This is a genomic window from Vreelandella sp. 162(4c), assembly GCF_058152265.1.
In genome coordinates this window covers 4,888,581-4,912,248 of the sequence record NZ_CM176981.1, presented here as the reverse complement: position 1 = coordinate 4,912,248, position 23,668 = coordinate 4,888,581, and the positions used below count along the sequence as shown (strand labels likewise).

The window sequence follows — 23,668 nt, the reverse complement described above, 5'->3', positions numbered from 1 at the left end:
CCCAGTTGTCCAAATGGCTGCACTTAAGCAGCCTTTTTATTACGCTCGATTTCCTGCACTTTCCCTGGGTTAAGCGACACTGAACCAGTGACCTCCCAGTTTCGGGTGCTGCCCGACCAGCGTTTCGGATAGCGACGCTTAGCGCTTTCATAAACCGCTTTACGACGTTCAAGGCGTTTTCGATCAACGCCACGATGCCGGTCAGCTGGCGTGACATATTGGATGCCACTGTGAAGGTGCTGTTCGTTGTAAGCCCGCTCGAACACCAACATCCATTCTCGTACCGCGCTCAGCGATGTAAAGCCCTTGGTGGGCCATGCTGGGCAGTATTTGACGGTACGGAACAGCGCTTCCGAGTAAGGGTTGTCGTTGCTTACTCTCGGTCGACTGTAAGACATCAACATCCCTAGTTCGGTTAACCTCGCTTTGAGCGTATAGGACGTCATCGGCGCGCCATTATCCGAGTGCAACACCGGCGGCTGATGCCAGCATTTCTCACGCAATAATGCACGCTCCATCAGCTGTTTAGCCAAGTCGCCCGATTCCGTCTCATGAACTTCCCAGGCAATGATTTTGCGGCTGTAGATATCCATGATCAGGTAGAGATACCAGTGCTGGCCTCGTACAACGGAGGCGCAATAGCTAATATCCCAGCTCCAAACCTGGTTCGGCCCTGTCGCCGTAAAACTGGTCGGCGCGGGTACTGTGCGGCGTGCTTTCGTACGGCCACGATGATGCTGCTGGTGATGCTTTTTCAAGACCCGATAAAACGACGATTCGGAGGCCAGATAGACGCCGTTGTCTGCCAGTAAGGGCACGATTTGAGACGGCGGCAAGCTCTGATACTCGGGACGATGACACGTGTTCAAAATGGTCTGCTTTTCCTCATGCGTCAGCTGATGCGGCTGCCTCCCTTGTGCCGCCTGTGGACGCTGATCCTCAACAACAGTGCCACACTCAGATCGCCAACGCTTTAGTGTGCGCTCGCTTACATCGATAATATCGGCTGCTTGATAGCGGGAAGCGCCCCCCATAACCGCTTCGTCAAATAGCGCGATAAGCCTTGCACGTTCGTCGAGCGGCGTTAGTCGTCCTCGCCGCTGTCGGGATCTTCGCTGTACAAGGCGTCGAGCTTTTTTGAGAGCACCAGTAACGACGTCGTCTCTGCCACTACCTTGTCTTTGCGTCGCACTTCCGCTTTGAGTTGCTTGATGGTCTTACGGTCTTCTTTACGTTGCTTTTGCGCCGCTTTTTCCTGATCTTCTTGCCGACCAGCGCCTTCGAGGCAAGCCGCTTTCCACTGTTGAATTTGCTCGGGATAAAGGCCTTTTTCGCGGCAGTAAGCGCCAAGCTCCGCCTCTGACAGGGTGGCGGTTTCGATGACCACGGCGAGCTTGGCGTCGGGCGACCATTCGCTGTCGCCTTGGGTGTAACCCGGCACAGGCACTCCTTTTACTCGACACTGTTTTAGCCAACTATACAGCGTCGCGTCAGAGATGCCTTCCTCTGTTGCTACCGATGCCACACTGTGATTATGGGGTGGTAACAACTTCTTCAGGACGGCTGCTTTACGCTCTGCAGAATAACGTGGCACAAGGACTCCATGCCGCTCCCTCTGGATTAGATTTAGGCGATATCACCAACCGGACAACAAGGCTGACAGAGGGGGGGTGTTGCACTCAATTTCTGCGGCCAAGCAGATAAAACCTCAACTTCACTTGAGGTAAAGCTGTTTTTGGAAAAAAATGGCAAAAAAGATTCAGGAGTGCGTGATGGCAGAGGCAATTTGGAGTGTTGGCAAGGTGGCAAAGCGCTGCGGCATTAAAGTCAGCACCTTGCACTTTTACGAGCAACAAGGTCTGATCCAAAGCTGGCGCAATGCGGGCAACCAGCGCCGTTACAAACCGGAAGTGCTAAGGCGGATTTCGGTGATTAAAGCCGCGCAGAAAGTCGGCGTGAGCCTGGATGAGATCAAGCGAGCTTTTGAATCACTGCCCAATAACCGCACACCGACGGTTGAAGACTGGCAACAGCTTTCAAAAAACTGGCAGCAGATGCTTGATGGCCGGATTGCTTATCTGCAAAAGCTGCGTAATAACCTGGCAGGCTGTATCGGCTGCGGCTGCCTGAGCATGACCAGTTGCCCGCTCTACAACCCGGACGACAAGCTGGCGGAATCAGGTAGCGGCCCAGTCCTGTTGGATCAGGCAGAACAGAAAGCGAGAGCTCAGCAAGAACCAAGCGCTAGCTCATAGCGCTTATTAGCAGCCCTCAAGCATTAATCTACACGAATGAACCACTTGGGTTTGATGCGCCCGAAGTCACGACGAGTGTTTGTTTTCAAGGCTTTCTTGGAATCCAGCACCAATGCCTCCTGCTCACTTCTAACAAACACCACCCAATGCCAGAAAGGCCTGCCCTGCTCCATGCGCCATTTGATCGCCAACAGCGCCTTGTCTGGAAGGCGCTCCCAGGTATCGAATGGCGTCTCCGTAGGTGCAGCCGTGATTCCCAAGGCACGCAAGAGTTTACGGACGTACTCGCTGTCTGACCAAAGCGCTGTGTCTTCGGCATAGATAGCTTAGACGTACCTACCTGGAGGGGTAGTTGTTGTCACTGAAGACCGAGGGATTAAATGACCTAAAGCACCAGCAGGAAACAACCCATCATCCTGCGGCATTCTCAGTGCAGTAAGAGTCGATGTGAAATTTGGAGATAGGGGGTAATCAATGCAGATGTTCATTACGGCGGCTCCCGTTGGAGCGGTACCCAAGCATTTGAATGTTCACGAGCCGAAGTTCATCCCAGCCGCTTTGCTAGACGCTTGCAACTCGCAGACACAAAGGATAGAGACTATAGACCTATTAAAGTCCAGCGGGTGGGAAGAAGTTGATCCTGGAGGAGTGGGAATCAGCTCCTCATATTCATTGGGTAAAGATGGTAAGGTTTCCGTGGCACCGCCTCTCCCGCTGTCCATACTTGAAACTCTCACTTCGACTAAGGCGGTACGAGAAATTCTGTTGTGTTTGACTACACAAGGATGGGTGGTAAATGACAACGACACGTTGTGCTGGCCACACGGCGACATTGAGACTTATCTATCTCCTGATATGGTTGTTTCAGAAGGCGAGGTTCTGGTAGCCGAATTGATTAGCCGTGGCTGGATTCTGCAAGATGCTGGCCTTTGGAACCCTTGTCGGGCAAGTTCACCATACCTTCCCATTACACCTGTGTAGTGGTTCAATAAAACCGGACACCAACGTAGGTGGTAATATTGCCACCATAAGCGAGGTGTCTGATGACCAAGAAACGACGTACTTTTTCGCCTGAATTTAAGCAGGAAGCTGCCAGCCTAGTACTAGATCAAGGGTACAGCTATCCCCAAGCTTGTACCTCGTTGGGTGTCGGTGAAAGCGCCCTCCGACGCTGGGTTCACCAGCTTGCGGACGAGCGTCAGGGAGTAACCCCTAAGGGCAAAGCGTTAACCCCAGAACAGCAGCGTATTCAGGAGCTTGAGGCTCGCTGCAAACGCCTTGAGATGGAAAAAACCATCCTAAAAAAGGCTACTGCTCTCTTGATGTCGGACGACATGAATCGTACGCGCTGATAGACCAGTTGAGTGAGCAAATGCCTGTTGAAATGGTCTGTAACGCGTTTGATATTAGCCGCTCCAGTTACTACGAGTACCGCCAGCGGCGGCACCGCGTGTATGTTGAGCGTCTGGCCTTAAAAGCTCAGGTAAACCGCCTTTTCAAAAAGAGTCGCAGCTCAGCTGGTAGCCGCTCGATCAAGGGTTTGCTCAACGAAGAAGGCGTCACCATTGGTCGTTTCAAGGTTCGGCGTTTGATGAGCGAAATGGGGTTGATCTGTAAGCAGCCGGGCCCTCATGCTTACAAGCAGGCGACCGTTGAGCGACCTGATATTGCGAACCATCTTGACCGCAAATTTATACCAGACCAGCCCAATCAGGTCTGGTGTGGTGACATCACTTATATCTGGAGTGGCCAGCGTTGGAGCTATCTTGCCGTTGTGTTGGATCTTTATGCTCGTCGTGTTGTTGGCTGGGCCATTTCGTCCAGCCCAGATGCAGATCTTGTTGTGAAAGCGCTGGATCACGCTTGGGAGCAACGTGGTCAGCCAAAGAGCGTCATGTTCCATTCCGATCAGGGTAGTCAGTATGCAAGCCGCAAGTTCCGCCAAAGACTTTGGCGCTATCGAATTAAACAAAGCATGAGCCGACGTGGCAACTGCTGGGACAACTCGCCGATGGAAAGGCTGTTCCGGAGCCTGAAATCGGAGTGGATACCGGCTTTGGGATATCGAAATCTACCTGAGGCCAAGAAAGACGTTAGTGGATATCTGATGGGTTACTACAACCAGCAGCGCCCTCATTCGTTTAACGGTGGCATGCCTCCCGTTGTGGCTGAGGAAAATCTTAAATTACTGTCCGGGATTAGTTGACCACTACACTATATCTTGCCGCTCTCCGAGATGATGGTGAGTTGGTGGGAACGGCACGACTGTTACCGACAACACAACCATATTTGTTAGGTGAAATATTCCCAGAACTCATGGGAACATTACCGGCACCGAACTCACCATTCATATGGGAGCTATCCCGCTTCGCGGCAGTAGATCTTGAATCTGCAAATGCTGGATCTACACATCAATTCTCCTCGCCAATTACGTTAGCTCTGTTACATGAAGCACTATCCCAGGCCAAGCTTAGGGGGGTGCGGCGTCTTATTACGGTATCGCCAATCGGAGTAGAACGGCTGCTAAGCAGGGCAGGTGTTCACGCCTATAGGGCAGGACCACCAATGCTCATCGGCGGACATCCTCTTTTTGCATGTTGGATCGGAGTTCCTGAGCAATCGCTCCACAGTACTTTCGGTTCATCCGATGCAGGTACCTAGGCAAAGGGGCATATTACCTCAATGCTTCTTTATCCTGATACACCGTGCTACACCAAACGGTGTCTACAAGGGTTAAAAGATCGAAAAGGAACAATGGAATAAGCACAAGATGGAAGGCTCCCTACCCCGCTATCTTCCAGTGTTCGGTATTCTTTCGCCGCTTCACCTGTTTCCGTCACTGCACCTTCATTAATGGATGCAGCAAGCGTAACTGAGACAGCCACAGCGGCTGCCTGAGCATGACCAGTTGCCCGCTCTATAACCCGGACGACAAGTTGGCGGAATCAGGTAGCGGGCCAGTCCTGTTGGATCAGGCAGAGCAGAAAGCGAGAGCTTAGCAAGAACCAAGCGCTAGCTCATAGACCTTGATAGTAGACCTCAATAATAGCTATCGAGCCTTAATCTATACGGATAAACCACTTGGGCTTGATGCGCCCAAAGTCGCGACGGGTGTTTGTTTTCAGGGCTTTTTTGGAATCCAGCACCACGGCTTCCCGCTCACTTCTAATAAACACCACCCAATGCCAGAAAGGTCTGCCCTGCTCCATGCGCCATTTGATCGCCAACAGTGCTTTATCTGGAAGGCTCTCCCAGGTATCAAATGGCGTCTCCGTAGGGGCAGCCGTGATACCCAAAGCACGCAAAAGCTTACGGACGTACTCGGTGTCTGACCAAAGCGCTGTGTCTTCGGCATAAATACCCAAGGCGTTGGCTGTCTCTTTGGCCTGCGCATAGGTAATGCCCGCAAGAGTAGCGCATGATGCGATGCCACAGCCGGATATTTCTTCTTGAATGATGGGATTCATTTGCATATTGATTAACGTTTGCCATAACGGTGCGAGGAACAAGCGTGCAGCGACTTAAATGAGCGAATTTAATTGCATTTTTATTTCGCTCACTCACGATCTAACTTCAATTACCCTGAGACTCCGCTTTCGCCAATTTTTTCTCGAGCTTAACAATTTTAGAAAATGAAATGATGCCAAAAACAAACCCCAAAATGCCCATCGACATTCCCATCATTCCAAAAATGAATCCTATATCACCCATGTTATCTCTCCAATTTCAAGGCTAATTCTAACCATTATTCGCGTATTATAAAGCATCACTTACCATTCATTTAATGAATGCCTTTAATTTCATCACAAAAGTCGCCGCTCAGCACTATGAAGCTAATTGCCCTGTTCGAGCAACGAGCGGCTGCTTTTACGCTAGACTGAACCATTTTTCATTTTCGACACACCTTACGACCATCGGTCAGAGCTCCTAATGCCATTTTCAAAACTAGGATTATCCAGTCCTCTTGTTCAAGCGATTACCGAACTAGGTTACAAAACGCCAACGCCCATTCAGGAACAAGCGATTCCTGCCATTCTTTCGGGTAACGACTTAATCGCCACCGCACAGACAGGCACAGGTAAAACCGCTGCCTTTGTTCTGCCTCTGCTAGAGCGATTCAGCAATGCAGGGACGTTACGCGGCAAGCGCACACGTGCGCTGATTCTCGTGCCGACCCGTGAGCTAGCGGTTCAGGTCGAAGCCAGTGTGGCTCAATACGCCAAGCACACGCACCTAACCTCGATGGCGATGTATGGCGGTGTGGATACCGCAGCTCAAAAAGAGCGCCTAATCGAAGGAGTAGATATTCTGGTCGCCACGCCGGGCAGATTGCTTGATTTGGCACATCAGCGTGCGCTGCACTTTGATGAACTTAAAGTCATGGTACTGGACGAAGCGGACAGAATGGTCGACATGGGTTTTGTCGACGATATCCATAAAATCATAGAACGCCTGCCTGAAGACCGTCAGAACCTACTGTTCTCGGCCACAATGACTGACGACGTTCGCGCCCTCGCCTACGATTTTTCAGATAGCAAGATGACCGATCTCGCGGCTGAAATATCCATTTCTCCAAACGTCCGAGCCGCCGCTAATGTCAAACAATGGCTAATCACCGTCGATAAAGACACGAAATCCGCCTTGTTGAGCCACTTGATCAACGAACAAAAGTGGGATCAGGCGCTTATTTTTACCGAGAAAAAACACAATGCAGCCAAGCTTGTTGCTCAACTGGAAAAACGCGGCATCACAGCGGATTCCATTCATGGCGATAGAAGCCAAGCGATGCGCGAAAAGATTCTGGCTCAGTTCAAAACCGGCGAATTAAAGTACTTGGTCGCCACGGGGGTTGCCGCGCGAGGTTTGGATATTGGCGAACTGAGCCGTGTGGTGAATTATGATTTACCCTTTAAGCCAGAAGAGTACATCCACCGCATTGGCCGAACCGGCCGCGCAGGTGCCTCAGGCGAAGCCATTTCTTTAGTCGACATGAGTGACTTTAAAAATCTATGCGCCATTGAAAGACGGTTAAAAAGCATTATTGAGCGCAAAGAGATTGCAGGCTTTCCGGTTCGAAAAGCAGTACCTGAATCAAACTTGAATTATAACAAACAAAGTAATCGTTAAACCTTACCCAACAAGCTCACCTCCCTGTATTCTTAAAAAATCAAAGGTGAGCTTCTTTATTATAGATATTTCACGAATCTGGTAAAAACGCATCCAATAACTCGGCGTTAGTGGGATACTTATCCAATAACGCAAACAACTTCTGGGCGCCTTCTACTGGCTTAAGCGTTGTCAAACCTCTACGCAATGTCCTTACCTTTTCAATATCTTTTGCATCAATCAAAAGCTCTTCGCGACGGGTGCTGCTTTTGGTAATATCTATCGCCGGGAAAATCCGTTGATTGGCCACATCCCGGGATAAGACGAGTTCCATATTGCCCGTGCCCTTGAACTCCTCGAAAATCACCTGATCCATACGGCTTCCCGTATCCACCAGCACTGTGGCCAGAATGGTGAGCGAACCACCGTTTTCGATCTTCCTCGCAGCGCCAAACAGTTTTCGCGGTATTTCCATTGCGCGAGAATCCAGCCCACCCGACATAGTGCGACCATTGCCTCGCTGCTCTGCATTATGAACCCGCGAGAGCCTGGTAAGAGAATCGATCACAATCATCACATTATGACCTTCGCCTGCTTGCGTACGCGCCGTCTCAAGTAGCTTATCGGCCATACGCACATGGTGCGTGTAGGTTTCGTCTGAAGACGATGCATGTACTTCTGCCGACACACTGCGCTTAAAATCGGTCACTTCTTCAGGGCGCTCATCAATCAGTAAGGCATACAGCTTTATTTCCGGATGAGCCTCGGCCACGGCCTGACAGATATGTTTTAACATCGTCGTTTTGCCAGAGCCTGGCGGCGCCACAATCAACCCACGTTGCCCCATCCCAATGGGCGTAATCAAATCCATCGCTCGTACAGTACGCTCTTGAGAGCCAGGCTCTAAATAGATGCGTGGGGAAGGATGAATAGCAACGCCATTTAAAAAACGTTTTTCGGGATCATCAGTGAATTGATCTTCAACCTCGTCAGCGGGCTTGGCATCTACCTGTTTTTTCGTCTTCAGACTTAGTGTTTTTCTAACCATAATATTGGTGGATCGCCTTGAATAACTTGAATTTATTAAAATAGCTGCATCATAGGTCAGCCGACTGGTCACATTGTTGCAGTACTTGGCATGGAAAACGGATAAGTCTAACTTGTGCGCAAAGGGATCGGGTTGGAGCTGATCTTAGTAGTTGGTCTTCATCATGGCGTTCTGATCGTGATTGTAGTGCTTGAAGCGCGGCTTACTGACCACTCCTCGTCTTTTTTCTCGATCCTACTAAAGCTTAGGCGTCAGTGGGGCTTTTATACAGCCTCAACGTACGGCCACACAGGAGAGCATTTGTTGCGAGTCCAGCGCCGCAGTGGGTATTTGAGCTGGCGCTTTTTATAAGCTTGTGGGCTTATTTACACCAATTCCCATGGTAAGTCGCGTCGTCCATTTACGGGTTTAAGTACGCCATCATTTCTTAACTGCTGAGCAGCCCATCGAATATCATACTGCCACGTATACAAAAGATCGCCAGAAGCTTTGAGCTCTGCTTCGTGATTGTCCCAAACATATTTTGAAACCTCACGAGGCCCGACGTCACCCCATCTTCAGTAGCAGCCGGGTTTAGAGTCAGAAGTAACTTTATCGTGTTTTACCGCCAGTTGCTCGGCATAGGCTGAAGGGGTCAGCCCACCAAGACTTTTCTTCGGTCTTTCTTCGTTGTACTCCCGCCGCCATGCTTCGATGACAACCTTGGCGTGATGAAGACTGGTGAACCAATGCTCATTCAGACATTCATCTCGAAAGCGCCCGTTAAACGATTCGATGTAGGCGTTTTGATTGGGTTTTCCAGGTTCGATTAAAAACAGGGCAACGCCACGTAGATGCGCCCACGCCAGCATTGCCCGCCCACAGAATTCCTTGCCATTATCCGTACTAATGGCGTGAGGGAGCCCGCGTTGTAAAGCCAGATGGTCAAGTATCCGTGTTAAAGACAACCCACCAATGGCACGTTCAGGCACGATAGCCACGGCTTCATGAGTAGCGTCGTCAACAACGGTGAGGTTCTTTATCACGCGGCCTTCCGCCGTACGGTCAAACACAAAATCCATCGACCAGACCTGGTTGGCGGCACAAGGGCGACCGAGGGGCTTACGCTGAGACGTAGGCACCTTCTTACGCTTGCGGCGCTTCACCTGCAACCGAGCGGCGCTGTAGAGACGTTCGACGCGCTTATGATTGACCTCTTGGCCGCAGAAATTGAGTGCAACACCTGAGCATTTCGCTAAGGTGTTGTCCCATGTCTTACCTCGAACTCAGCATTGAAGAACGTGCCAGCATCCAAGTGGGTCAAGCCCAAGGGATGAGCCTTCGGCATATTGCCCAGCTCTTAGGGCGAGCTCCTTCAACCATCTCTCGTGAAATACGCCGTAACCAAATAGCCCAGAACGGTTACTGTGCCCGGCACGCTCAACGTCAGCGAGAAAAGCGTCGAGCTGCCTGTCGCCCGACACAGAAGCTTGTGCCGGGCACGGAGCGTTTTGACCTCATCGTTTATATGTTGCGACAACGCTTGTCTCCTGAACAAATTAGCGGCAAGCTCAAAATGATGAAACTACCTGATTTGCGCGATGCCTACGTCTGCCGAGAAACCATCTACACGGCCATTTATGCCTTGCCTGTTGGCCACCTTCGCAAGGAACTGATTCACTGCTTGCGACAAGGTAAAACCACACGCAAGCCTCGCCGTGGCGAAGTGGATCGACGTGGACAGATCCCTGACATGGTCAGCATTCACTTACGTCCGCCCGAGGTCAGTAAGCGTGAAATGCCCGGCCACTGGGAGGGCGATCTGATTAAAGGTAAGAATAACGCGTCTGCGGTAGGCACCTTGGTAGAACTTAGTAGTGGCTATCTGATACTCGCAAAAATGGATGACGCCACCGCCACATCCGCCGTCGCAGGCTTTAGTGCTGCCCTGAACCGAATGCCGACCACCGCTCGAAAAAGCATGACTTATGATCAGGGGCGTGAAATGGCACACCATGCAAAAATTACTCAAGAAACCGGTGTTGCGATTTACTTTTGCGATCCCCATAGCCCCTGGCAGCGGGGGGCCAATGAGAATATCAATGGCCTAATCCGTCAATATTTACCGAAAGGAACGGATCTTTCAGTGCATAGCCAGGAAGAGCTAGACGCCATTGCCTTTGAGCTAAATATGCGACCTCGAAAACGCTTTGGGTTTAAATGTCCGATAGAAGTGATGAGCGAGCTGATGACCAAGTACCATGAAAGCCCATCAACCATCCAGTGAGTGTGTTGCACTCAGAGTCTGCATCCGCCCCTGTTCACCGGCTTGACGCAGTTTCAGGTAGATCATGCCAGCGCCATAGCGACGATGCCGGTGTGCCAAGGCAACAATACGTTCACGCAGAGCCTTGTTGCGGTCAGGGGCCGCTTGATAGCGCAATGCACTGGCACTCATGCGGATGACACGGAGCGCCCGGCGCTCGCTTAGACCACGTGACACCATGAAGCGCACCAAGTCGCGGCGTGCAGCGGCACTCACCACTTTTTTCTCAGCGCCTCGCGAGTGACCTCCATTTCCAGTAGTGATTCGGCGAGCAGCTTTTTTAAGCGTCCATTTTCGGCTTCGAGTTCTTTGAGTCGCTTGGCATCGGGTACGCTCATGCCACCAAACTTGCTGCGCCATAGGTAGTAACTGGCTTCAGAGAAACCGTGCCGACGGCACAGCTCCTTGATGGGCAGTCCTGCTTCTGCTTCGCCCAGGAAACCAATGATCTGTTCTTCGCTGAAACGCTTCTTCATGTCCCATCTCCTTACCCATAGGATCGGACTCTAAAGTGTAGCGCTACTCAATCTGGGGATGACGTCGGGCCAACCACTACCTCCTCGCTGTTGAAGACATGCAATTATCCAAAGTTTCATGCTTTCTCTGGTTACCATGAGATCTCCTTACTGGGCAGTTCATAACACCGTGCAAAGCGGCGGCAGCGAAGCTGGCGTCCTGCGCCGCCAAGCGCGCACTGATGCACTTGTGCGTTGGTTCTAGAGGTCTAGGCATCGGATGTGATTTCGATGAGAATGAATTTCGAAGAATCATCGGATTTCCCGAATTTCAACCATGGTCTACCAGACCCATCTTCCAACCTGCCAGACTCTGCATCAACCTAAGAAATGTCCAAAAGCTCAAATATCTGGACAGGGCCACCATTAGACCTCAGCCCATCATCTTCCGAGTAGCATGGACTGTACTGCTGTAGCTTCTTGTTCAGATCTTTAATTTTCCTTTCAACTCCTGCAAAGGGCAGCTTCTACACGGATACGTAACGCCTAAGCGCAGGTGCGTTTGAGGCGGCGCGCACTTTTTCGACAGCAAAAAGTGCATGGCAGGTCAAACGTGACCTGCAGCGATTTGTTATGCACCGCCGTCAATGTCCACCCCGAACTTGCGAACGCGGCGAGCGTTGATTGCGCTTTCTCTGCCAATTCTCACCAACGCCTCCTTTGCATTTTTAGCTATCTGCTGCTGCCGTTCGGTCGCATTCAAAAACTGGCCAAATTTAAGACACGTGTTGACTATGCTTGAAAGGTGCCCCCCAGACTCAGACATGAACAGTTTGTAATATTCGTCAGCGGTTGTCTCTGCCAACACAATTTCATCTTTATCGTTCCAGCCATTTTGGCCGGTTATACGCAGAAGTACCGACTTCGGTGATTCACGTATCACAGAGCCCTGGTAAGCCTTTTCAAAGGCATCTCGGACATTTTTGTCAGAAATATCTCCCGAGAAGGCGTAGCCGTTGAGGTTGAATAATTCCTGCTCATCAGCCCTAGTCTCAATATACAATTTGATGAGCTCATCAGCCTTCGCTTCCTCTCCAAGCTCTCGAAATAGGCGCACAGTACCGTTCAAATTTAATGGCGTGATGTACTTGGCGTTGACCTTGAAGCTCTCGTAAAGCGTAGATATTACGCGTTCTTGGTCATTATCAAAGCTGTCGTGGTACGTGCGCCAAGCTTCCGAAAAGGATCCTGTGGCTTTTTGTGCTATTACCTGAGAGTTTTTTTCCGTTGCGGCGTTTTCGAAGTCAGCATCGACTACGTATCCAGTCTTAACAGCTTTAGCGAGCACCTCATCTAATTCATCAGTAACTTGATAACCGTAGTCCTGAAGCTTCCTGTTCCAAGCCTTTTCTTCATCTGTCCACCCCTCTTTTTCACCCAGGCCGAACAGTGCATACCCAATCTTTTGAACATATTCCAACGGTGGAATTTCTTTGCTACCTGCACGGTAGTGGCACCATCCATACAGTACCAAAGAATGCAAAATTTGATGAGATAACTCCGGCTCCAAGTCGTTCAGTTTGTGTTCAACCAGTCGCACCAACCGTTCAATCTTTTTCAGGGTTCTAATATTTGTAATATCGAGCTTTTGGCTCAGCTCGCCTATCGATTGATACAAAGGGGCCGCGCCAGCAAACGCGACTCCTGAGCATTCCATCGCAGTCGGGTCAAAGAGAAGCTCTATATCTACGACCTTTTCCCGGTATCTTTCAAAGTCTTCGAGCCCATCTTCTCCGTCGTTAAGCAAAAGAATAATTTTACAGTTTCTCTGCTCCTTCAGCAGAGAAACCAAGCCGAGAACATCACGTGCCGAAAGTGAACTGCTACGCCGCTCTAGGTCATCTAAACAGATCAAGGTATCGCGAATTGAGAAGAAAGATACCGCCTCAAGTGCAGGTGATACGGACTTCATAAACGGTGTCGAGCTAGCCAGCTTCCAGGCCTTTCGTCCAAGCGACAACGAGAGTTGTGTAGCGTTGTCTCGAAATGTGGCTAATGTTGGTTCTCTCCCAATGAGTTGACGGTCAATTGATTGCTCAAAGAGCGAGAATCTCAACTCGTCTAGTGAACTTATTCCGAACAGAGAAAGGTACGCATAGCGCTCACGTGAAATTTCATTGCGTTGGTTGGCATCTATGAGAATTTGATTCCAACTGTACGTCTTACCTACTCCCCATTTGCCGCGCAGCGCTAGCACTTCAGCATCAGGGGATCTCAAAAAACGGTTCAGCTCATTTCGGACAAGAGCCAGCGTCATCTCACTTCCTCATGGTCGCATAACGCATTTGCGGCTGATTTGTAGCCGCGAAGCGGCGGAAAATCGGTCTCTGTAATGCTATTTGTTATGTTTATTTAATATGAAGCTCTTTACGAGCCACTATTAAAAACGAATCCAGAGCCTCTTTGTGTATGCTATGTTCATGCTCGAACACCTCAAATGCGGGCTCGCCTTCATAGTTAACTTTTCGGCGTTCACGTAACAGTTGCAATATCCTATTAGCGTTAGAAGATATGTACAAGCTGCCTATATCGATTGATTTATTCACGGATGAGTAAGCAGACATATATTTGATTTGGAGTTCATGCTCTTTCTCTGCTGATAGTCCGGTACCTTGGCCATAGTCTTCCTTCTGGATCGCGCAGTAACGTGCAATATCATAAAGTGCATAAATTATTTCTTCATATGCCCGCTCACGGCGCTCCCAGTTACGCTCGGCATAGAACTTCCTTATAGCCCACCATGCACCCAGGAAGGCAGCTATGACGCCAGAAGTGACGCTAACAGCAAGATTTGTCAAAACATCCACGGAATTTCCTTAAACATAACGCCGCATTCAGCGGCTTGACCGCTGCAATGCTTTGCTAGGCACCACGTGCCAGCATCGAAGCATGTTTGTGATAACATTTCTGTCTGATTCCTTCTTTTTCTAGCACTTCCTTAATTAAAGGGAATTCGACATTCTTAATTTTATATTCCTCTTTTAGTATATATCTTAGATAATAATATGAATCCTTACATGGTGGATAATCAAGAGTATCTTTTTTCAATATTCTTTCGATGGCTACAAATCGTACAATATATTCGTAGCCAACCATTTCAATTAATTTTCTATTTACATCTGAAGCTAGGCGAAAACACACATCAGAGTACGTTATGGCGTGATGAGGCCTCAAATCAATTTTTTGATTGTCTTTGACTGTTGGTGGTGGTGACAATTGTTTTCCAGGATTGACTGTTGGCCAATTCTCAATTGCATCAAGAAAATCACTTGAAGTTGACAACTCAATCAGCTCTTTGTTGGCTTTTCCCATTTGGTGAACTACACAATGTCGTGCAACATTATAAAAATGATAAACAGGCAGCAGGTATTCGATATTTTTCGTGTCCCAGTCAAATGCTGCATACAATTTTGTCGCTGTTAAACCATATAATTCTGAATCTACCTCAACAGGATTTTTAACTTTGTACTCACTATAAGAACCTGAAACTTCTCCTAAAAAAACTTCAAACGAGGAATAAACCCTCATTAAAGCTGATTCGGTAAGTTGAAATTTTAAATCTTCGATTTCGTGATGTGGGTCAACATAATTTGTGGGGTACCATCGCTCACCTGCCCCTTTAATTAATTCGGCAATAAGATCAGATAATTCCTTGGAGTCATTACTTATACCCGATAAGTGATGAAGAGCTGCCACCGAGAGCTTCACATACTTATTCAAATCTATATGAAATGAGGCAAAGTCTCTAAAATGCGATAATGTAGCTTCTGAAATGTCCATTATTAATGTCTCAATTCCTTACTGCCTAACGTTTGAGTTCAGGCTGCGGCCCGTCAGGGGCGTCGGTCTGCAGCGAATTGTTAGCCGCCACCTCGACAATTACTGTGGCGGTGATGCCTGAAAGTCATCAAGCACTGGCCTCAAAACGGCAGCGCAGCCAGATCCACCAGCAAGTAGCAATTTCAGCGCTTCATCTGTAAGTTGACCCTTTTCCTGAAGACGTGAAATTTCGTTGGAGAGGCCGACCTTTCCCCGCTCTAAGGCAGTCAGCGCAGCATCCGATAGCCCACTCGGCGAATCCGAATCCGGCGCGATCAACTGGACAAGCTGGGCCCGAATATGAGCAGGAAAATCTAGGTTTCTTTCGATTAACTCCGAAATTCCTTTATGCAGATGATTGAATATCCGCTGCCCTTGCTCATCAACAATTTCCGCCAAAACATTTTCTCTGACGTCTTTGGGTTGCCCCTGAGCATTATCTAACCTCCGACGTATGTCTTCTACCTGAGCATTGAGATGTGCATCGTCAAGCGCTCTAAGTATCTGAGACACTGGGTGGGCGATTTCGCCGCCTATTACCTTTGAAAGATACTCCTTACTTTGTTCAGGCGACCCCAGATGAATTTCCCCTCCGAGCTCACGGTTCACTTTTACGTCTATGTCCGGAGCAGCTGACTCTGCAGTTGAGTTGATATAGGTGGTTACGCATTCTGGCTGCACACCCTGCACCAAACCAAGACTAACCGTTAAACATAGATTTCCAAAAAAGCCCACCTGTGCATATGAGTTTCCGCCTTCCTCAATCACGACCGTAACGAAATGAGTTGCCTTAAATTCATCACTGACGCAGGAGGTAATTTTATGTGGATCCGCCCACCAAACCCGGTCTTCGACCGGTTCCTTTCCAAGGACGCATAACTTGGTTGATTGGAGTCCGCTCTGTACGGCGGCAGCGGGATAGTAGTGCGCTAGATACGTTAATCCAAGATACGCAATGGCGCGGCGGAATTCCTCGCTCCCAAACTCCATTGACAACTTAATTGGCCCAGTAAAGTACTGTTTCTCGACTTTAGACTCTGAAATCTTCTGAACCTGATAGCCGTCTCGCCGCTGATTTTCAGCCCACTCATAGAACTTGGCTTTGCTCGAAAATTTCAATGTTGCAGACCGCTCCACTAATTCTGGCGTCTCTCGAAGGGGACGCGGTGGCGCGATATCGAACTGATCGCGCAATACATGAAAACGCTCTCCTGTTTCCAGCTCAACCTCATACGGCTTTGGAGAACGTCTATGATCAGAGCGAACACCAAGGGCGGCATTAAAGTATTCCAGCGCGTCAAGAAGTGCCACAACATGAATACCAAGCGCATTGTTATGCTCTTCGCAATATATTTTCTTACTGACTCTTCTACCACCAAAGGCCGCAGGAAATAGATGCTCTCTTGATCCTGCGGGATCGCCGCATATTATGCACTTACGAGACATTTTCGACTCCGACTGCAAGTTAACCAACGTCGCGCTCTTGAATACCGCGCCGATGCTCTATGGTGGCTAACAGTGATTAGACTGCACGTTCTGATATTGAATAAACGCGCCGCACTATTTAACACTCTTATCGCGCGTGCCGAAACACCCCTAACCACCTGATATTTAATAAAATTAAAAACAATTTGACAGTATTTTTAAAATTCAAATACACGTTATTTTTAAAGTTCTAATTACACTCTATTCATAAAATTGGCTTAGGTCACGAGACTTTGCAGAAAAATTGAGCTGGAGCAGGCTTTTGAGCAGCTAGAGGTGCCTTCGCGGATGCCTTTTGGCTCGTTCCTCGCCAAGCGTTACGCCGTGCTAAAGTGTGCAATCGTTTGATTTTAGGGTTTTTGTAGTGCGTGGTAAGCGAAGCGAACTCGCAATAGTGGCCTGACACCATATTGGGCTGGATTGTTTATGGGGAGGGGTCTTCGCGCGCTGAAGCGCCCTCCCACAACACCGGTTCAACACCACTGATGTGCAGTGGCAAGGTTGTGGGAGGCGCCTTGGATTTACGCTTTGAGAACGTAACGCAGAGTTTCAACAACTTGATCAGTGGTGGTACACCAAGCTTGGGCACCGGCATCGACTTCTTTCAACGGGTGAACGATATCTTCGCTATGCAGGGTGATGTAGGGCTTGGCGAGGGCTGCGCAGTAGCCTGCGTCGAAGGCGGCGTTCCACTGTTTGTACTGGTCGCCGAAGCGTACAACGACCAGATCCGCTTGCTCGATCATGGTGCGGGTGCGGATGGCGTTGACCTTGGAGGACTGGTGGTCGCGCCAGAAGCCATTTTCCGGCTTGCCCAGGTGGTCGCCGGCGGCGTCAGAGGCGGCGTGGTCGGTTACCGGTGCGGTAAACACGATATCCAGGCCTGCTTCGTCAGCGCCGCGCTGGATTTCATCGCGCCAGTCGGTGTGGATCTCGCCGGATAAGTAAACGTAAAAGCTCATGGCTATTCCTCAAATACTAGTTGGTCAGTAGCGCCATTTTATGGAAAATCGTTCCATATTAATACCAGCACTATAGCAGAGGCTGTTTGGCCAGCAGATAAATATCCATTATCCAGCCGTGGGTGTCGCGTAGTTCTCCCCGGCGCTGGATGATCTGATCACTGACCTCGCTTAGCCAGCCTTTGATCAGGCACTGTTTATCCATGCCCAGGTAGGCGCCCCACCAGATGTAAGTGTCCTCTTGCGGGAGCGAGGCAAAGGCCCCGCCGCTATCCAGCATTACGGCGACGGTGGCGGCATCGCTTGGCCAGCCGCGCTCGCGCAGGCGGCGGCCGGTGGTGATCTGTACCGGCTCGGCGAGAGCATTGAGGGGGATCTTATGTTCGGCGGTGAGCACTTGCAGGCTGGTGATGCCCGGCACTACCTCTACATCGACCTGCTTACCCGCAGCGCTTAGGCGCTGGGTAATGCGCAGGCTGCTGTCGTAAAGCGAGGGGTCACCCCATACCAGCATCCCTACCCGCCCGCCGTTGGAGAGGTGTTCATCGATTAGCTGCGCCCAGACGCTGGCGATGGCAGCGTGCCAGTCGTCTACCGCGCCCAGGTAATCATTGCGGCCATCACGACTAGGGAGATCAAACTCGACGATCTTGGTGGTCACCGGTTCTTCCAACAGTCGTTCGCAGAGCAAGCGGCGCAGGTCGATAAGATCCGACTTGGCCTCGCCCTTGCGGGGCAGCAGGATCAGATCGGCGTTATTGAGGGCGCGCACGGCGGCCAGGGTGACGTGATCGAGGTTGCCGGTGCCGATGCCTATGAGCGACAGCGTGATCATGATTCGCTCTCTTGGTCTTGGCTTGCCGTGGCAAAAGGCGAATCCGCCGACTGGGGGCGAAAGCGGCGGTCGTAGCCTACGGCGTAGAGGCTGCTCTCCTGGAAGTCGTCGCTCTCCAGCACCGGCCCCACCAGAATTAGCGCGGTGCGCTGCATGGTGTTATCGATCAACGCTTCTATGCTGGCTAGCCGCCCGCGTACCACCCGCTCATCGGGCCAGCTTGCCCGCCACACGATCGCCACTGGGCACTGTTCGCCATAGTAAGGCGTCAGGCTCTCGACCACCTGGGCAAGGTTATGGATAGAGAGATGGATGGCCAGCGTGGCGCCGGTGCGGGCGAAATTGGCTAGCGTCTCATCGCTGGGCATGGCACTGGCCCGACCGGGCGTACGGGTGAGCACTACTGACTGGGCGACACCGGGCAGCGTTAGCTCCTGACCCAAGGTTGCCGAGGCTGCCGCGAAGGCTGGCACGCCGGGGGTAATGCTGTAGGGGATATCCAGCTCGCGCAGGCGGCGCAACTGCTCCCCCATGGCCGACCATACCGAGAGATCCCCCGAATGCAGCCGGGCGACATCCTGGCCTTCGGCGTGGGCGCGGCTGATCTCCTGCATGATGTCATCCAGCGAGAGCGGAGCGGTATTGATCACCCGCGCTCCTGCCGGGCAGTGTTCGAGTATTTGCTCCGGCACTAATGACCCCGCATACAGGCACACCGGGCAGGCGGCGATTAAATCCCGCCCGCGTAGCGTCAAAAGATCCGGCGCGCCGGGGCCGGCGCCAATGAAGTGTACGGTCATTATCTATTTCCTTCTGCTAACGCCAACGCGGCGGTGGCCTGCCGATCCGGTGAGATTATTCTTGGCCCTAGCAGCGTTGCCCCAGGGCCCGCCGCTAACAGCGCCACGGCCTCGGCAACGCTGCCCGTGCCCCGCGCCTGCAAACTTTGCGCTGAATAAGTCAGCGTTGTCACCGTTTGTAGCTCGGCGTCCACTACGGCGATAACCTCGATGCATCGCAGTCGGCCCAGTTCTTCGACTAACGGCAGCATGGAGCGAGCCGCCGCCAGCTTATCGATTGCCCCGTATTGGTCAGCAAGATGATCAAGCGCCTGACCGAGCGAAGCAAGCGTGGCCTCGCGACGAAAGCCAAATCCGGCGACATGCAACGCCTGCGCGCTCATCGAACGCCCCGCCACTGAACAATCGGGTAGCTGGCCTTCCAACCCCGCCGGGTGCCAATGGGAGTGGCGTTGGCAAACTCCAGCCGTAGCAGTTCGCCACCCGCTTTGTGCTGCCAGTGCGCCAGCAGCGCTTCGGATTCCAGGGTGACGGCATTCGCGACGACGCGCACGCCTTCGGGCAGGCGCTGCCATAAGTCTTCCAACAGCGCTTGGGATAACCCGCCGCCGATAAATACCACCTCCGGCAGCGGCGTATCGTTCAACACTTCTGGCGCGCGGCCCTCTTTGACCTCAAGCCAATCAACGCCCAGGTTCTCTGCGTTGCTGCGCGCTCGCGCTGCCCGTTCAGCGTTTTGCTCAAAGCCCACCGCCTGATTATCCGGGTGAGCGAGCAGCCACTCAATGGCGATAGAGCCTGAACCAGTGCCGATATCCCATAGCCGCTCGCCGGGCATGGGGGCCAGCGCCGACAGAGTCATGGTGCGAACGGTCTGTTTGGTGATCTGGCCGTCGTGGTCAAAAAAATGATCCGGCAGGCCGGGGGTCAGCGGCAAAGCGGGGCCGCTGCCTGCTACTTCCAGCGCTAACGCCACTGGATGGGCGATATCCTGGGGCAAGCTGGCGTCGACACGGCAATGGCGAATGCGCTCGTTATCACCGCCCAGGGCTTCCAGCACCGTTAGTTGGGAATCCTCAAAGCCGAATCGGCTTATCAACGTGGCGAGTTCGGCCACCGCCTCGCCGTCTCTTACCAGCACCAGCAAACGCCTACCGACGTGCAGGTAAGGCCGAATGCGGGTCAGTGGTTTGGCGTGCAAACCCAAGCAGGTGCAGTGTTCCACCGGCCAGCCCAAGCGTGAAGCCGCCAGACTGAAGGTAGAAGGCGCTGGCAATGCCAGCCACTCGCTAGCGCTAAGGTGCTGCGCTAATGTTGTGCCCGCGCCAAACCAGAAAGGGTCGTTGGAGACCAGCATCACCACCCGGCGGCCACGCTGATTGAGTAGTTCAGGAATGCCATCGGCAAAGGGCACCGGCCACTCAATCACCTCGGCGTTTAGGGGCGGCAAAAGGGGCAGATGACGGCGTGCGCCGAACACTACCTCGGCACTTTCCAGTGCGGCGCGGCTTGCCGCCGTTAGCGCCTGTGTGCCACCCTCCCCCCAACCTAACAGGGTCAGCCAGGGAGTGTTGTTAACCTCAACCATGATCAAGATCCTAATTCTCGGGGGAACCTCGGAGGCCAGCGCCCTGGCCAGTGCGGTTGCCAAGCGCGGGCTGCCCGCCATATTCAGCTATGCGGGTCGTGTTGCCACGCCTAAACCCCAGCCACTACCTACTCGCATTGGTGGTTTTGGCGGCGTTAGCGGCCTTGCCGCCTTTGTGGCCCGGGAGCGCATCACCCATATCGTCGATGCCACCCATCCTTTTGCCGCGCAGATGAGCACGAATGTGTTAGCCGCTGCGGCCCAGAGCGGCGTAAAGGCCATTGCCCTTACCCGGCCTGCCTGGCGACCTGTTAACGGCGACCAGTGGCAACGCGTGGCAAGTATCGATGAAGCCGTCAGCACCCTGGCTGGCCCGCCCCAGCGGGTGCTGCTCGCCATTGGCCGCATGCACCTTGCGGCCTTTGCCGCCCAGCCACAGCACCATTACGTGCTGCGCTTGGTTGACCAGCCTACCAGCCCGCCACCGCTGCCGGATGTCAGCACCGTGATCGATAGAGGCCCCTTTACACTGGAAGGCGATCTCGCTCTGCTGGAAACCCAGCGCATCCAGCGCATCGTGTGTAAAAACGCTGGCGGCGAAGGGGCGGCATCCAAACTCACCGCGGCAAGAACCCTCGGCCTGCCCATTGTGATGATCGAACGGCCAGCACTGCCACCCCGCCACGAAGTTCATCGCATCGATGACGTCTTTAGCTGGCTCAGCGACCACGCTTAATCAGCTGAGCGCGGCGTATAAACCAGCGGTGCCCCGGCTCGCTCGATCAAGCGTGTCTGCTGGGAACCGACAATCACCAGGGTGCGCATATCGGCCATGTCCGGCGTCGCCTCGCCTAGCGTGGTGACGCGAATCGACTCTTCCGTGGTGGAAACCGCCCGGGCGAAGATGATCAGCCTATCCAGCCCGCAGGCTTCCCGCAGTACCTCTAGCGTGCGCTCAAAGCCCGCCGGGCGCGCCTTGGAGCGCGGGTTGTAAAACGCCATGGCGAAGTCGGTCTCCGCGGCCAGGCGCAGGCGCTTTTCAATCAGCGCCCAGGGCTTCAAATTGTCGGATAGATTAATGCAGCAGAAGTCATGCCCCAGCGGCGCGCCGACGCTTGCGCTGGCGGCCAGCATGGCGGAAATGCCCGGCAGCACCTGAATATCCAGCGCGCGCCACTGGGCATCGCCCGCTTCCAGCGCCTCGAACACCGCGGCGGCCATGGCAAAGACGCCGGGATCGCCGGAAGACACCACCACGACCCTATGGCCCTCAAGCGCCAGCTGTAGCGCCTGCTCCGCCCGGCGGATCTCTTCGCGGTTGTCCGAGCCGTGGCGAACCAATCCAGCACGAGGCGCAACCCGGTTAACGTAGGGCACATAGCCCACCACGTCAGTGGCTTCCTGCAGCGCAGCGGTTACCTCGGGAGTGACCATGGCCTCTGAGCCCGGCCCCAGGCCGACGATTTTCAGCCAGCCGCTCATGGCCGCCTCCCGTGGCCATGGATCAGCACAATCGAGAAGTACGGCACGCTCTCGCCAACCTCACTTAATGGCAGCACTCTCTGTTGCGACATGGCGGCGTACTCGATCAGCCACGCCTCTCCTTCGCGGCCAGCGTGAACCAGTGCTCGCCGGAGTTTGGCCAGGTTGCGGCCAATCTTCATCACCACCAGCGCATCGGTCTGGGCGATGCGCTCGGCCAACGCGTCTTCGGGTAGCGTGGCCATCAGCACGGTCATGATGTCATCGCCCCAGGTAATTGGCTGGCCGGTGGCCGTCCACGCTGCCGACATGCCGGTAATCCCAGGCACCACCGAGACCGGCACGCGGTTTAGCAGCCGCGTATAGAGGTGCATAAAGGAGCCGTAGAAGAACGGATCGCCTTCGCAGAGCACCACCACATCGCACCCGGCCTCCGCCATCTCGATGAGCTGGGCCACGCTGCGTTCATAGAAAGCAGCCAGCAGCTCATTGTAGCGCGGGTCGTCAAAAGGAATTTCCGTGGTGACCGGGTACTCCATGGGCAGCTCGATCGCGCCGGGGGGGATCATGCCCTCCACGATGGTGCGCGCATGGCCACAGCGGCCCTTTTTACGGAAATACGCCACGTGGGTCGCCCCGCGTATCAGGCGGTCGGCGCGCACGCTCATCAAGTCTTGGCTGCCTGGCCCCAGGCCAACGCCGTATACCGTTCCCTGGGTCATTCGATGCGATCCGCCATGGCGTTGATGGCCGCCACCGTCACGGCGCTGCCGCCCAGACGACCGCGGACGATACAGCTGGGCAGCGCCGGGTTAGCCAACAGCGCTTCTTTGGATTCCGCCGCGCCGACAAAGCCTACCGGGCAGCCGATAATCGCCGCTGGGCGCGGGCACGCCGGGTCTTCGAACATATTGAGCAGATGAAACAGCGCGGTGGGTGCATTGCCAATGGCGACCACGGCGCCTTCCAGGTGTGGCCGCCACAGTTCCAGCGCCGCCGCCGAGCGGGTATTGGCCATTTCCTGGGCGAGGCCGGGCGTGCGCTCATCGTTGAGGGTGCAGATGACTTCGTTGTCAGCGGGCAGCCGCTTGCGGGTGATGCCTTCCGAGACCATGCGGGCATCACAGAGAATCGGTGCGCCCTGCTCTAGCGCGGCACGGGCCTTATTGACCACGTCGTTTTGAAAATGAATATAGGCGGCCAATTCCACCAGCCCGGCGGCGTGAATCATGCGCACCGCCACGGTCTCTTCTTCCACTGAAAAGCGGCCAAGCTCGGCTTCACTGCGAATAATCGCAAACGACTCCCGGTAAATCGCCGGGCCACTGGTTTCATACTTATAGGGCACCCAAACTCTCCAAATAAACTAATTCGCTGCTGGTCTGCATGCTGGTCTGCATGCTGGTCTGCAAGACACCCGTGCCAGGGCAGGTTTACGCGAGGGCGCTGTGAACCCATCCTTGGGCGC

Annotated in this window: 24 protein-coding genes and 3 pseudogenes; 8 read left to right on the top strand and 19 right to left on the bottom strand. The window is 52.9% G+C overall.

Annotated elements, in window-relative coordinates; genetic code table 11:
* Positions 1–23 precede the first annotated feature (23 nt).
* Positions 24–1,594, bottom strand: a protein-coding gene (locus AC4EYZ_RS22570; protein WP_233926273.1) for an IS3 family transposase whose coding sequence is annotated in 2 segments (ribosomal slippage) — positions 24–1,141 and positions 1,141–1,594 — 1,572 coding nt in all. Because the reading frame shifts where the segments join, the coding sequence is not laid out codon by codon here.
* A 178-nt stretch (positions 1,595–1,772) separates the two neighbouring features.
* Here AC4EYZ_RS22570 and soxR point away from each other — a divergent pair.
* Positions 1,773–2,255, top strand: coding sequence for a redox-sensitive transcriptional activator SoxR (soxR, locus tag AC4EYZ_RS22565; RefSeq protein ID WP_041158577.1), 483 nt, complete (start codon positions 1,773–1,775; stop codon positions 2,253–2,255).
* Positions 2,256–2,278: 23 nt separating this feature from the next.
* Here the strand turns inward: soxR and AC4EYZ_RS22560 are convergent, their stop codons facing one another.
* On the bottom strand, positions 2,279–2,515 hold the full coding sequence (locus AC4EYZ_RS22560) for a hypothetical protein (protein WP_490204038.1): 237 nt from the start codon (positions 2,513–2,515) through the stop codon (positions 2,279–2,281).
* A gap of 214 nt (positions 2,516–2,729) precedes the next feature.
* On the opposite strand from AC4EYZ_RS22560, the gene AC4EYZ_RS22555 reads away from it, so the two are divergent.
* The 4 genes and pseudogenes from AC4EYZ_RS22555 to AC4EYZ_RS22540 form a co-directional block, all read left to right on the top strand.
* A complete protein-coding gene (locus AC4EYZ_RS22555) occupies positions 2,730–3,236 on the top strand; it encodes a hypothetical protein (RefSeq protein WP_490204037.1) in 507 nt (168 codons plus the stop codon).
* Between the two features lie 62 nt (positions 3,237–3,298).
* A protein-coding gene (locus AC4EYZ_RS22550; RefSeq protein WP_490203814.1) for an IS3 family transposase occupies positions 3,299–4,461 on the top strand; the annotation gives its coding sequence in 2 pieces (ribosomal slippage) (positions 3,299–3,554 and positions 3,554–4,461; 1,164 coding nt in all).
* Positions 4,458–4,916, top strand: a complete 459-nt coding sequence (locus tag AC4EYZ_RS22545; protein ID WP_490204036.1) for an acyl-homoserine-lactone synthase — start codon at positions 4,458–4,460, stop codon at positions 4,914–4,916. The genes AC4EYZ_RS22550 and AC4EYZ_RS22545 overlap by 4 nt, the downstream gene beginning before the upstream one ends.
* 135 nt (positions 4,917–5,051) lie before the next feature.
* A pseudogene (locus AC4EYZ_RS22540) lies at positions 5,052–5,153 on the top strand (hypothetical protein); the annotation flags it as partial.
* Positions 5,154–5,314: 161 nt separating this feature from the next.
* Here the strand turns inward: AC4EYZ_RS22540 and AC4EYZ_RS22535 are convergent.
* Positions 5,315–5,722 (bottom strand): hypothetical protein, encoded by a 408-nt coding sequence (locus AC4EYZ_RS22535; RefSeq protein ID WP_490204296.1) that lies wholly within the window; start codon positions 5,720–5,722, stop codon positions 5,315–5,317.
* Positions 5,723–5,828: 106 nt separating this feature from the next.
* The gene (locus tag AC4EYZ_RS22530; protein WP_474193013.1) at positions 5,829–5,966 is read right to left on the bottom strand and encodes a hypothetical protein; all 138 of its coding nucleotides are present in this window, start codon (positions 5,964–5,966) and stop codon (positions 5,829–5,831) included.
* A gap of 219 nt (positions 5,967–6,185) precedes the next feature.
* Between AC4EYZ_RS22530 and AC4EYZ_RS22525 the strand changes: the two genes are divergently transcribed.
* Positions 6,186–7,382, top strand: coding sequence for a DEAD/DEAH box helicase (locus AC4EYZ_RS22525; RefSeq protein ID WP_474193012.1), 1,197 nt, complete (start codon positions 6,186–6,188; stop codon positions 7,380–7,382).
* Positions 7,383–7,452: 70 nt separating this feature from the next.
* Here AC4EYZ_RS22525 and rho read toward each other — a convergent pair whose 3' ends face one another.
* Both rho and AC4EYZ_RS22515 read right to left on the bottom strand, forming a co-directional pair.
* On the bottom strand, positions 7,453–8,409 hold the full coding sequence (gene rho, locus AC4EYZ_RS22520) for a transcription termination factor Rho (protein ID WP_474193014.1): 957 nt from the start codon (positions 8,407–8,409) through the stop codon (positions 7,453–7,455).
* Positions 8,410–8,966: 557 nt separating this feature from the next.
* Positions 8,967–9,611 (bottom strand): annotated as a pseudogene (locus tag AC4EYZ_RS22515) (IS3 family transposase); the annotation flags it as partial.
* Positions 9,612–9,658: 47 nt separating this feature from the next.
* Here AC4EYZ_RS22515 and AC4EYZ_RS22510 point away from each other — a divergent pair.
* On the top strand, positions 9,659–10,675 hold the full coding sequence (locus AC4EYZ_RS22510; protein ID WP_317998401.1) for an IS30 family transposase: 1,017 nt from the start codon (positions 9,659–9,661) through the stop codon (positions 10,673–10,675).
* A gap of 36 nt (positions 10,676–10,711) precedes the next feature.
* On the opposite strand, the pseudogene AC4EYZ_RS22505 reads toward AC4EYZ_RS22510, so the two are convergent.
* The 10 genes and pseudogenes from AC4EYZ_RS22505 to cbiE all read right to left on the bottom strand — a co-directional run.
* Positions 10,712–11,190: pseudogene (locus AC4EYZ_RS22505) on the bottom strand (transposase); the annotation flags it as partial.
* Between the two features lie 610 nt (positions 11,191–11,800).
* Positions 11,801–13,486, bottom strand: a complete 1,686-nt coding sequence (locus AC4EYZ_RS22500) for a hypothetical protein (RefSeq protein ID WP_490204035.1) — start codon at positions 13,484–13,486, stop codon at positions 11,801–11,803.
* 91 nt (positions 13,487–13,577) lie between these two features.
* Positions 13,578–14,036, bottom strand: coding sequence for a hypothetical protein (locus AC4EYZ_RS22495; protein WP_490204034.1), 459 nt, complete (start codon positions 14,034–14,036; stop codon positions 13,578–13,580).
* Between the two features lie 55 nt (positions 14,037–14,091).
* Positions 14,092–15,009 carry a hypothetical protein gene (locus AC4EYZ_RS22490; protein ID WP_490204033.1) on the bottom strand — a complete coding sequence of 306 codons (918 nt, stop codon included), beginning with the start codon at positions 15,007–15,009 and terminating at the stop codon, positions 14,092–14,094.
* A gap of 99 nt (positions 15,010–15,108) precedes the next feature.
* Entirely contained in the window at positions 15,109–16,494 is a 1,386-nt protein-coding gene (locus tag AC4EYZ_RS22485) for a hypothetical protein (protein ID WP_474192831.1), read from the bottom strand.
* 560 nt (positions 16,495–17,054) lie between these two features.
* Positions 17,055–17,495, bottom strand: coding sequence for a YtoQ family protein (locus AC4EYZ_RS22480; protein WP_342582739.1), 441 nt, complete (start codon positions 17,493–17,495; stop codon positions 17,055–17,057).
* Positions 17,496–17,565: 70 nt separating this feature from the next.
* Positions 17,566–18,330, bottom strand: coding sequence for a precorrin-6A synthase (deacetylating) (cobF, locus tag AC4EYZ_RS22475; RefSeq protein WP_474192830.1), 765 nt, complete (start codon positions 18,328–18,330; stop codon positions 17,566–17,568).
* The gene (cobM, locus tag AC4EYZ_RS22470) at positions 18,327–19,130 is read right to left on the bottom strand and encodes a precorrin-4 C(11)-methyltransferase (RefSeq protein WP_474192829.1); all 804 of its coding nucleotides are present in this window, start codon (positions 19,128–19,130) and stop codon (positions 18,327–18,329) included. The genes cobF and cobM overlap by 4 nt, the downstream gene beginning before the upstream one ends.
* Positions 19,130–19,513, bottom strand: coding sequence for a cobalamin biosynthesis protein (locus AC4EYZ_RS22465; RefSeq protein ID WP_474192833.1), 384 nt, complete (start codon positions 19,511–19,513; stop codon positions 19,130–19,132). Before AC4EYZ_RS22465 ends, cobM begins: the two co-directional genes overlap by 1 nt.
* Complete coding sequence (cbiE, locus tag AC4EYZ_RS22460) at positions 19,510–20,718, bottom strand: precorrin-6y C5,15-methyltransferase (decarboxylating) subunit CbiE (protein WP_490204032.1); 1,209 nt, start codon at positions 20,716–20,718, stop codon at positions 19,510–19,512. Before cbiE ends, AC4EYZ_RS22465 begins: the two co-directional genes overlap by 4 nt.
* Here cbiE and AC4EYZ_RS22455 point away from each other — a divergent pair.
* Positions 20,717–21,454, top strand: coding sequence for a cobalt-precorrin-6A reductase (locus AC4EYZ_RS22455; protein ID WP_474193190.1), 738 nt, complete (start codon positions 20,717–20,719; stop codon positions 21,452–21,454). The genes cbiE and AC4EYZ_RS22455 overlap by 2 nt on opposite strands.
* Here AC4EYZ_RS22455 and cobJ read toward each other — a convergent pair.
* Genes cobJ through AC4EYZ_RS22440 form a run of 3 tightly spaced genes read right to left on the bottom strand, consistent with a single transcriptional unit; the run spans position 21,451 to position 23,548 of the window.
* The gene (gene cobJ / locus AC4EYZ_RS22450) at positions 21,451–22,200 is read right to left on the bottom strand and encodes a precorrin-3B C(17)-methyltransferase (protein WP_490204031.1); all 750 of its coding nucleotides are present in this window, start codon (positions 22,198–22,200) and stop codon (positions 21,451–21,453) included. The genes AC4EYZ_RS22455 and cobJ overlap by 4 nt on opposite strands.
* On the bottom strand, positions 22,197–22,922 hold the full coding sequence (gene cobI, locus AC4EYZ_RS22445) for a precorrin-2 C(20)-methyltransferase (RefSeq protein WP_490204030.1): 726 nt from the start codon (positions 22,920–22,922) through the stop codon (positions 22,197–22,199). Before cobI ends, cobJ begins: the two co-directional genes overlap by 4 nt.
* A complete protein-coding gene (locus AC4EYZ_RS22440) occupies positions 22,919–23,548 on the bottom strand; it encodes a precorrin-8X methylmutase (protein ID WP_027957610.1) in 630 nt (209 codons plus the stop codon). The genes cobI and AC4EYZ_RS22440 overlap by 4 nt, the downstream gene beginning before the upstream one ends.
* Positions 23,549–23,668 lie beyond the last annotated feature (120 nt).

Bases quoted from the DNA above. Each gene is read 5' to 3' on its own strand.
- AC4EYZ_RS22535 (WP_490204296.1), bottom strand. From the start codon at position 5,722: ATGAATCCCATCATTCAAGAAGAAATATCCGGCTGTGGCATCGCATCA.
- AC4EYZ_RS22555 (WP_490204037.1), top strand. From the start codon at position 2,730: ATGCAGATGTTCATTACGGCGGCTCCCGTTGGAGCGGTACCCAAGCAT.
- AC4EYZ_RS22455 (WP_474193190.1), top strand. From the start codon at position 20,717: ATGATCAAGATCCTAATTCTCGGGGGAACCTCGGAGGCCAGCGCCCTG.
- AC4EYZ_RS22465 (WP_474192833.1), bottom strand. From the start codon at position 19,513: ATGAGCGCGCAGGCGTTGCATGTCGCCGGATTTGGCTTTCGTCGCGAG.
- AC4EYZ_RS22530 (WP_474193013.1), bottom strand. From the start codon at position 5,966: ATGGGTGATATAGGATTCATTTTTGGAATGATGGGAATGTCGATGGGC.
- cbiE (WP_490204032.1), bottom strand. From the start codon at position 20,718: ATGGTTGAGGTTAACAACACTCCCTGGCTGACCCTGTTAGGTTGGGGG.
- soxR (WP_041158577.1), top strand. From the start codon at position 1,773: ATGGCAGAGGCAATTTGGAGTGTTGGCAAGGTGGCAAAGCGCTGCGGC.
- AC4EYZ_RS22510 (WP_317998401.1), top strand. From the start codon at position 9,659: ATGTCTTACCTCGAACTCAGCATTGAAGAACGTGCCAGCATCCAAGTG.
- rho (WP_474193014.1), bottom strand. From the start codon at position 8,409: ATGGTTAGAAAAACACTAAGTCTGAAGACGAAAAAACAGGTAGATGCC.
- AC4EYZ_RS22480 (WP_342582739.1), bottom strand. From the start codon at position 17,495: ATGAGCTTTTACGTTTACTTATCCGGCGAGATCCACACCGACTGGCGC.
- AC4EYZ_RS22490 (WP_490204033.1), bottom strand. From the start codon at position 15,009: ATGGACATTTCAGAAGCTACATTATCGCATTTTAGAGACTTTGCCTCA.
- AC4EYZ_RS22485 (WP_474192831.1), bottom strand. From the start codon at position 16,494: ATGTCTCGTAAGTGCATAATATGCGGCGATCCCGCAGGATCAAGAGAG.
- cobM (WP_474192829.1), bottom strand. From the start codon at position 19,130: ATGACCGTACACTTCATTGGCGCCGGCCCCGGCGCGCCGGATCTTTTG.
- AC4EYZ_RS22525 (WP_474193012.1), top strand. From the start codon at position 6,186: ATGCCATTTTCAAAACTAGGATTATCCAGTCCTCTTGTTCAAGCGATT.
- cobI (WP_490204030.1), bottom strand. From the start codon at position 22,922: ATGACCCAGGGAACGGTATACGGCGTTGGCCTGGGGCCAGGCAGCCAA.
- cobJ (WP_490204031.1), bottom strand. From the start codon at position 22,200: ATGAGCGGCTGGCTGAAAATCGTCGGCCTGGGGCCGGGCTCAGAGGCC.
- cobF (WP_474192830.1), bottom strand. From the start codon at position 18,330: ATGATCACGCTGTCGCTCATAGGCATCGGCACCGGCAACCTCGATCAC.
- AC4EYZ_RS22500 (WP_490204035.1), bottom strand. From the start codon at position 13,486: ATGACGCTGGCTCTTGTCCGAAATGAGCTGAACCGTTTTTTGAGATCC.